Raw genomic sequence first — 3042 nt, 5'->3', positions numbered from 1 at the left:
ATTTCCGAGCAAGTTTCTGACGGGTCGCGTCAGATGGAGCGGGAGGTCCGTTGCAGGCTGGCGGCGATCTGGCTGATCCGGACCAGCATCGTCGCCGACGGGACGACCGTTCCGGAGGCGTACGTCGAGAGCCGCGACTGCGAGGTGCCGATCAGTCGGGCGAACTCGCGCTGCGACACCCCGGACTCGGCGATCGCGCGCCGGATGTGCCGGACCACCGCCGTCCGCTCCCGCTCGGCCGCGGTGCGCTGGGCGTGGTCGACGACCGCGGTCAGGCCGGCGACCGCGAAGGCGTCGCGCTCGGGGTCGAGCAGGCCGAGCCAGGTGGCACCGGGTCCGGCCCAGGGGTCGGCCACGACCAGCGCGGCGTGCTGGCGCCAGCGCGGGAGGTGGCCGGCCGACAGCCCGGCGAGGATGTCGGCACGAGTCAGCCGCTCCGGCAGCACCCGAGCGCGCTCGGTCCGGAGCGTGACGAGCCGGACCGCCAGCTCGCCGTACAGCTCACGGTCGGCGGGGGTGCCCACGGCCCGCTCGCTCCAGGCCGCGCGCGCCAGCCGTACGACGAGCGCGGAGGTCCGGGGCCGCCGCGACCTGGGGTCGATCGGCGCCAGCACCTCCTCCTGCAGGGCGACCAGCTTGGCCGGCCCGATCGTGGCCGCGAGCCGCGTCAGGGCGACCAGGTCGGCGGTCTGGTCGAGGTAGACGAGCGCGAGCGCGTTGGCGAGGACGGAGCGCCGCAGCTCGGCGCGCGGCCCCTCGGCCGACCGGATGGCGGCCTGCCCCCGACGCCACAGATGGCGCAGCGGCAGACTGCCCGCCTGGCGCTCCTCGAACTGCGCGACGATGCTCCCCATCGGTCCCTCCCGTGACCTGACTCACAGCTCGCGAGCCGGTGATATCTCATCGGAGAACCGCGGTCGCGATTCGGGTGGTCCACGCCTCGGGCCCTGGGTAGCGTCGCAGACGTGCCGTTGGGAGCGGCGGCACCGGCTCGGGAATCACAACGACGGGGCTCTGCAGCGTTCATCGGCAGCGAGCCCTCCGACCCGAGAGGAATGCACGTGGATTGCCATCGCCGAGGTGCGCAGCACCGTCGCGACGAGGGAGGGACGGCGAGCGAGACCGCCTACGACAAGGCGACCCGCGCTCTTCAGCTGGCGCTCGAGCGCGCCAACCAGGCCGCGGCCCGCATCATGCAGGGCTGGGCGGCCGGCGTCATCCCGGACGAGCGGGACATCGCGCACTACCGCCGGCTGAGCGCCGCGCTGAGGTACGCCGAGGCGGTGTGGCAGGTCGAGGCCGACCTCCTCGTCGCCGCGGGCGAGCGGGAGCTGCGGCGCCGCAGCGCCGTCCCGTCCGCCCCCGCGCGACTCGGCGCCCCGTAGACAGCTCGCGTGCGTCCCCCTCCCTCCCTCGGGACGCATGCGAGCAACTCCGGGAGCGGCGGCGGTGCCTGGGGGGAACCGCTGCCGCACCCGTCGAGAGCCCGCCCCGGCGCCGGGCTAGAAGTGGCGATCGAGCCAGTCCAGCAGGAGGGCGTTGGTGGTGGCGGGATCCTCCTGCTGCGTCCAGTGGCCGGTGTCGACAATCCGCCGCCGACCCGGGCCTGCCCGGGTCGACGCACTTCCACGGCGGCGGCATGGTCATCGGCAGCACCGACGACTTCGACATCCTGGCCCGCCTCCTCGCCGAAGCGTCGGGGGCCGTCGTCGTCAGCGTCGACTACCGCCTCGCCCCCGAGCACCCCTACCCGACCGCCACCGACGAGGCCTACTTCGCCACCCAGTGGCTCGCCGCCTCGGCCGCGGAGCTCGGCATCGACCCCGAACGGATCGCCGTCGCCGGCGACAGCGCCGGCGCCACCCTCGCCGCCGGCGTCGCCCTCCAGACCCGCGACGAGGACGGCGTACCGCTGGCCTTCCAGCTGCACATCTACGCCGGCATCGACCGCGACGACACCCGCCCCTCGGTCCTCGAGTTCGCCGACGGCCCGATCATCACCGCCGGCGACTTCGCCTGGGCCAAGAACCACTACCTCGGCGACGCCATCGTGGTCACCGCCTCCCACGACCCGAGCCGCGACGGCGCGGAGGAGTACGGCCTTCGGCTGCGGGACGCGGGCGTGCAGGTGGCACTGCTGCGGTATCCGGGCGTGGCGCACGGCTTCTTGATGCACGCCGACCACCACGCGCGGGCGCGGCTGGCGCTGGCGGAGATCGGTGGGCTGATGCGGGCCAGGCTGGCCCACTGAGGCAGCCGACCCGGCAGAAGATTTCTGCCGGGTCGGCTCATTTCGCGGGGCAGTTTGCGCCGGGTCGGCGCATTTCGCGAGCCAGTTCGTGCCGGGTCGGCGGCGGACCAGTGCCGGTCAGTCGACGCGCAGCACCGAGCACCACACATCGGTCAGCGTCTCGACCGCGCCAGCCCGCTCGGTCTCCCACCCCCGCACGAGCCAGGTGTTCATGAACGTCGCCAGCCCGGCGATCAGCACCAGCGCCCGCCGCGGCACGTCGTCAGCGGAGAACCGCGACCAGAGCTCGTCGCGCGCGGTCAGCGCGGCGATGAACCGCCGGTGGTAGTCGACGTAGAAGTCGTCGAACCGCACCAGCCACGACACCTGCACCTGCAGCCGCACGCGGCTGGCCTCCCACGCCTCGAGCACCCGCTCGATCCAGCCCCCGATCGAGGAGCACGTCCACTCCTCGAGCTCGCCGAAGGCGGCGTACAGCGCCTCCGCCTCGTTCCACAGCTCGATCACGATCTCGCGGACGATGAGGTCCTTGCTCGGGAAGTACGAGTAGACGGTCGCCCGGCTCGCACCCGCGGCCTTGGCGATGTCCTCGATCGTCGTCTCGCGGAAGCCGCGCTCGCCGATGAGCTCGGCGGCGACGTCCAGCAGCGCCTCGCGCGTGCGCAGCTTCTGCTGCTCGCGCAGCGACAGCCGCGGCTCCTTGTGTCTGGATTCCATACTCGCAGGCTAGGTGTTCTGTCCACGCAGGTTGGGCACGAGGTCGGCTGGTGACTTGCCGCCGAGTGCGGTGT

The 3042-nt window shown here is 73.0% G+C and carries 4 protein-coding genes; 2 read left to right on the top strand and 2 right to left on the bottom strand.

Translation table 11 applies throughout. The features are described from left to right. Positions 1–29: 29 nt before the first annotated feature. Positions 30–854 (bottom strand): helix-turn-helix domain-containing protein, encoded by an 825-nt coding sequence (locus AB4880_RS11165; protein WP_367919310.1) that lies wholly within the window; start codon positions 852–854, stop codon positions 30–32. Positions 855–1061: 207 nt separating this feature from the next. Between AB4880_RS11165 and AB4880_RS11160 the strand changes: the two genes are divergently transcribed. Together AB4880_RS11160 and AB4880_RS11155 are read left to right on the top strand one after the other, a co-directional pair. After that, on the top strand, positions 1062–1385 hold the full coding sequence (locus AB4880_RS11160; RefSeq protein ID WP_367919309.1) for a hypothetical protein: 324 nt from the start codon (positions 1062–1064) through the stop codon (positions 1383–1385). Continuing rightward, a complete protein-coding gene (locus AB4880_RS11155) occupies positions 1286–2251 on the top strand; it encodes an alpha/beta hydrolase (RefSeq protein WP_367919308.1) in 966 nt (321 codons plus the stop codon). The genes AB4880_RS11160 and AB4880_RS11155 overlap by 100 nt, the downstream gene beginning before the upstream one ends. Before the next feature lie 117 nt (positions 2252–2368). On the opposite strand, the gene AB4880_RS11150 is transcribed toward AB4880_RS11155, so the two are convergent. Next, entirely contained in the window at positions 2369–2968 is a 600-nt protein-coding gene (locus AB4880_RS11150; RefSeq protein WP_367919307.1) for a TetR/AcrR family transcriptional regulator, read from the bottom strand. Between the last annotated feature and the right edge of the window lie 74 nt (positions 2969–3042).

It is taken from the genome of Nocardioides ginsengisoli (assembly GCF_039537225.1).
GTDB classification, from domain to species: Bacteria; Actinomycetota; Actinomycetes; order Propionibacteriales; family Nocardioidaceae; genus Nocardioides; species Nocardioides ginsengisoli.
This window is presented reverse-complemented; position numbering and strand designations above follow the sequence as displayed.

What these genes read in the sequence shown, in the direction of transcription:
- AB4880_RS11165 (WP_367919310.1), bottom strand. Translation starts at nt 854, where the DNA reads ATGGGGAGCATCGTCGCGCAGTTCGAGGAGCGCCAGGCGGGCAGTCTG.
- AB4880_RS11150 (WP_367919307.1), bottom strand. Translation starts at nt 2,968, where the DNA reads ATGGAATCCAGACACAAGGAGCCGCGGCTGTCGCTGCGCGAGCAGCAG.